Genomic DNA, 4,604 nt, shown 5'->3' with positions numbered 1-4,604 from the left:
GGTTGTTGAAAGAGGCAGGCCACAACGTCCTGGCCTATACCGGCAGGACCGACCCGGCGGACCGCGAAGAGGCGGAGCGGCTGCTCAAGACGAACCAGGTTAAGGCATTGGTGGCGACGAGCGCGCTCGGTATGGGGTTCGACAAGCCCGACCTCGGGTTTGTCGTCCACCTTGGTGCACCGTCGTCGCCGGTTGCCTATTACCAACAGGTCGGGCGTGCAGGCCGCGCGACCGACAAGGCGGACGTGCTGTTACTGCCCGGTCCCGAGGACAAGGACATCTGGCGATACTTTGCCACAGCCTCGATGCCCTCAGAGGAAAAAGCCCAGCACGTACTGCGGGCGTTGGAAGGTTCCGGCAAAGCTCTGTCGACTGGTGCGTTGGAGGCACAGGTAAATTTGCGCCGTACACCCTTGGAACTGTTGCTGAAGGTCCTGGCCGTGGATGGAGCCGTGGAGAGAGTCGCCGGCGGCTGGCAGTCCACCGGGACAGGCTGGCATTACGACCGGGTTCGGTACGAGCGGATCGCGGAGGCCAGAACCAACGAACAACAGTCCATGCTCGACTATGAGGCGATCGACAGTTGCCGGATGCAGTTCCTGACCACGGCCCTCGACGACGAAAGCGCGAAGCCGTGCGGGCGGTGTGACAATTGCGCCGGTCCCTGGTTCCCCACCGACATTGCCGATGCCGCTGCCAGCACTGCCGATGAGTCGCTGATGCGTGCCGGCGTCGCCTTGGAGCCAAGAGCCATGTGGCCGCAGGGAATGCCCCGGTTGAGTATCGAGGTCAAGGGCAAGATTCCCGAGCAGGACCGCATCGAGCGTGGACGGGCGCTGGCCCGGCTGACGGATCTGGGCTGGGGAGGACCGCTCCGGGAAATCTTCGCCGCCGGCGCACCCGACGCGGAGCTTGATCCGGCCATGCTGAAGGCATGCGTACGGGTGTTGGCCGAGTGGGATTGGGCCAAACGTCCGGCAGCCGTAGTCAACATTCCTTCCCGAAGCAAACCGCGGGTGGTGGATTCGTTGGCGCGCGGACTGGCCGATGTAGGGCAGCTGCCATATCTGGGCGTGATGACCATGAAAGCTGACGGTCCGCTCGGCGAACCGGGCGGAAACAGCGCCTTCCGGCTCGGATCCGTATGGGAAATGTTCACTGTCGGCGCAGACTTGGCAGAAGCCTTGCGTCCGTACGAGGGACAGCCGGTTCTGCTGGTGGACGACCAGGTCGACAGTCGCTGGACCATGACTGTCGCCGGACGGGCGCTGCGCCAGGCAGGTGCGGGAGCTGTCCTGCCGTTCGCGCTCGCCGTCCGGGGTTAGGCGGGCTGAGCAACCTTAGGCAGACAACGCGGAGCTGGTGGAAGCCGCTGCAGGAACTAGCGGCCGCCGTCGAGATTGCGACTGCGCTGTTCTTGTCCCGGAACTCCGTACGGATAGTCGCCGACCTCCGGTGTGCTGACATCTGAAAGCCGTTGAACCTCTTCCGACGCAAGCTGCAGCTTCGCCGCTCCAAGGTTATCGGCGAGCTGCTCCGTCGTGCGGGCACCGAGGATGACGGACGTAACCGCAGGCTGCTGGACGGTCCACGCGAGGGCAACCTGCGAGGGTGTTACGCCGCGGTCGCCGGCCACTTCGAGCACCGTGTCGACGATCCGCCAGGTGCGCTCCAGCGCATTGCGCTTCTCCCAGGCCTCCATGCCCCGCTCTGGGTCTTCGCCCAGCCGGGTGGCGCCGGTCGGTTCCGCGTCCCGCTTGTACTTTCCGGTCAACCAGCCACCGCCCAGCGGGGACCAAGGCAGCAGACCCATGCCGGCGTCGAGCGCCGCGGGTACGATTTCCGATTCGATCTCCCGTACCAGAAGGCTGTATTGCGGCTGTAACGTAACCGGCGCCGTCCAGCCGTTTGCCTTGGCCATCCATACGGCCTTGGTCAGTTGCCATCCGGTGTAGTTCGAGAATCCGTAGTAGCTGATCTTGCCGCTGCGCACGGCATCGTCGAGGAAGCCGAGCGTCTCCTCCAAGGGAGTAACAGGATCCCACGAGTGGACCTGATATAGATCGAGATGGTCGACGCCGAGCCGCGACAGGGATGCCTCGAGGGCCCTGCGTAGATGTCGGCGTGAAAGGCCGAGATCGTTGACGCCGTCGCCCATCGGGAAGCGGCCCTTCGAGGCGATGACCATCCGGTCGCGTTCCAATGGGTTCTTCGTCAGCCAGCGTCCGATGATTTCCTCGGACGCACCCCGGGAGTAGACGTCAGCGGTGTCGATGAAGTTTCCACCGGCAGCGGCGTAGTCGGCCATGATGGCATGCGACGTGGATTCATCCGCCTCGGCGCCAAACGTCATCGTTCCAAGGGCGTAGGAGGACACGGCGGTGCCACTGTTCCCCAGGTTCCGGTATTCCATCTCTTGCTCCTTAGGATCAACTGTGCCAGTTTCGACTACAACACTAGTTGCAGAAACCTTGACGCGTTTCTCGACAGTTTGGAGACTCACCTCATGGCCACAGAACGGTTGACCGTCGTGACGGGGGACATCACCCGCCAGGACGTGGACGTGATCGTCAATGCCGCCAACACGAGCCTGCTCGGGGGCGGGGGAGCCGACGGCGCTATCCACGCCGCTGCGGGACCTGGATTACTGGCAGAGTGCCGTGCCTTGAACGGTTGCGGCTATGGCGAAGCGAAGGCCACGGGCGGTCATAACCTCACGGCAAATCACGTCATCCACACAGTCGGCCCCATCTACGGCTGCCACCATGGCCGCGAAGCCGAACTGCTGGCCAATTGCTATCGGAACTCGCTCAATCTGGCAGAGGAACTGCAGGCTGAAGGCATCGCCTTTCCGGGGATTTCAACAGGGGTATATGGGTATCCCAAAGAGGAAGCTGCCTCGATCGCGGTGAGGACCATCCGGGAGTATTTCCGCTCGCATCAGGACAGCCGGATCAAGGAGGTCCGGCTGGTCGCCTTCTCCGACGGAGACGCCCGGATCCTTTCCGCAGCCAGCTCACTGTGACGAGGCCGTCGTCGTCGTGGTTTAGCAGGACAGCCATCAGGCGCCGACCGCCATCCTGAGGCCGAGGATCAACATGATGGCTGCGATCAGTCCATCGAGAATGCGCCACGAGGAAGGCTTCGAAAAGAAGGGACGGAGCAGCCGTGCCCCGAAACCGAGCGCAGAGAACCAGATAAAGCTGCCCAGAATGGCCCCTCCGGCAAACCACCAGCGTGCATCCGGGACCTGCTGGTTTGCGACCGAACCCAGCAGCAGGACGGTATCGAGGTAGACGTGTGGATTGAGCCAAGTCAGGGCCAGGACTGCCCAAACGGCTGAAGACGCGCTCAGCTCCCGGGGGGCATCAGCGGCGGTGAGGCGGCCCGGGCGTATCGCGCGTTTGGCTGCCAATGCGGCATAGGCCAGCAGGAATGCGGCACCGGCGATCCGGATGACGTCGACAATGACCGGAGCCGTTTGGAAAAGGATTCCGATGCCCAGCACGCCGGCGCTGATCAACACGGCGTCCGAGACGGCACAAATGAGGACGACAACGGTCACGTGCTCCCGCTGGATGCCCTGGCGAAGTACAAATGCGTTCTGCGTGCCAATGGCGACGATCAAGGCCAGCCCGGTCCCGAAACCCAGGCCCATTGCCTGAAACATTTCGACTGCGCTCATAACTGTTCAAGGTACATCGGAGGGAGCGGAAGTCGGGCGAATCGCCCACCCCATGGAAATGTTTGAAATCTTTTTACCTAACTGCTATGGCGCAGTCACATCAGTCACAGTACGATTAAGCGGGACTACGTGGAAAGGGGCCGCATAAGTGTCAGCAAGCAGGGGGCGTCACTCGACGATCCGCACATCCGGATCAGGGCACACGGGCAGTCACAGGTCGCCCGGTCCCGCATTCTTCAAAACATCACCTCGCACCTCCGCCGTGACCCTCGCCTGCGGTCTGATCCTGGGCGCAGGGCTCGTGGTGCAACCTGCTTTTCCACAGCAGACGGCGACTCCACAATCCCAGACACGTGAGCAGGCTTCTTCGGTAACGGCGGCTTCAGCCGCCACCTTGTCCTTCAATCTGGCCCCTGCTGTCTTTTCATATCCACAGAGCAAGGTTTATCCGGCTTCCTTCCCGGACAACTTCAGCACGGGACAGCCCGGACAACCAGGACTGCCCGGACAGCCCGGAACGGCGCTGAAAGGTGACCTCGCCGGCGTCGTGGAATATGCCTACGCCGGGCTCGGACGACCTTATGTTTGGGGTGGTACCAGCTTCATCAGCGGATGGGACTGCTCGGGATTCGTGCAGTGGGCATACCGGCACGCCGGAATCGAACTGCCTCGCGTGAGCCAGTGGGAAGCCTTAAGGCCGACGACGACGCCGTCTCCCGGGGACCTGGTGACGCAGCGTCCCGATGGGCCAAACCACTGGGCGCATGTCGGAATCTACGTTGGAAACGGCATGATGATCAGCGCACTCAATCCGGACGAGGGTACCGTGCTGCACCCGGTCGGTCCGGAAGGATCTTCATGGTTCTTTACGACGTCGGTGGGGGGAGGCGCAGGTGCGCCATCCGGCCTTGTCGCCGGG

Annotated in this window: 5 protein-coding genes; 3 read left to right on the top strand and 2 right to left on the bottom strand. The window is 62.9% G+C overall.

Going from position 1 to position 4,604, the window contains the following annotated elements; all coding sequences use genetic code 11:
• Positions 1–1,325 (top strand): helicase-related protein (locus Y707_RS29650; RefSeq protein ID WP_035780779.1); only part of this gene is annotated, 1,325 nt, incomplete at its 5' end.
• 56 nt (positions 1,326–1,381) lie between these two features.
• Here Y707_RS29650 and Y707_RS0107450 read toward each other — a convergent pair.
• Entirely contained in the window at positions 1,382–2,413 is a 1,032-nt protein-coding gene (locus Y707_RS0107450; RefSeq protein WP_026534598.1) for an aldo/keto reductase, read from the bottom strand.
• 93 nt (positions 2,414–2,506) lie between these two features.
• On the opposite strand from Y707_RS0107450, the gene Y707_RS0107445 reads away from it, so the two are divergent.
• Positions 2,507–3,025 (top strand): O-acetyl-ADP-ribose deacetylase, encoded by a 519-nt coding sequence (locus tag Y707_RS0107445; RefSeq protein ID WP_026534597.1) that lies wholly within the window; start codon positions 2,507–2,509, stop codon positions 3,023–3,025.
• Between the two features lie 36 nt (positions 3,026–3,061).
• Here the strand turns inward: Y707_RS0107445 and Y707_RS0107440 are convergent, their stop codons facing one another.
• Positions 3,062–3,685 (bottom strand): LysE/ArgO family amino acid transporter, encoded by a 624-nt coding sequence (locus Y707_RS0107440; protein WP_026534596.1) that lies wholly within the window; start codon positions 3,683–3,685, stop codon positions 3,062–3,064.
• Positions 3,686–3,947: 262 nt separating this feature from the next.
• On the opposite strand from Y707_RS0107440, the gene Y707_RS24305 reads away from it, so the two are divergent.
• Positions 3,948–4,604, top strand: a 657-nt coding sequence (locus Y707_RS24305; protein ID WP_051441754.1) for a C40 family peptidase, incomplete at its 3' end; no start/stop codon positions are given.

The organism is Arthrobacter sp. H14, assembly GCF_000520495.1.
Taxonomy (GTDB): domain Bacteria; phylum Actinomycetota; class Actinomycetes; order Actinomycetales; family Micrococcaceae; genus Arthrobacter_C.
The sequence above is the reverse complement of the archived record's forward strand: the minus strand, read 5'-3'. Positions and strand labels throughout refer to the sequence as shown.

Coding starts and splice junctions, on each gene's coding strand:
- Y707_RS0107450 (WP_026534598.1), bottom strand. CDS start 2,413: ATGGAATACCGGAACCTGGGGAACAGTGGCACCGCCGTGTCCTCCTAC.
- Y707_RS0107445 (WP_026534597.1), top strand. CDS start 2,507: ATGGCCACAGAACGGTTGACCGTCGTGACGGGGGACATCACCCGCCAG.
- Y707_RS0107440 (WP_026534596.1), bottom strand. CDS start 3,685: ATGAGCGCAGTCGAAATGTTTCAGGCAATGGGCCTGGGTTTCGGGACC.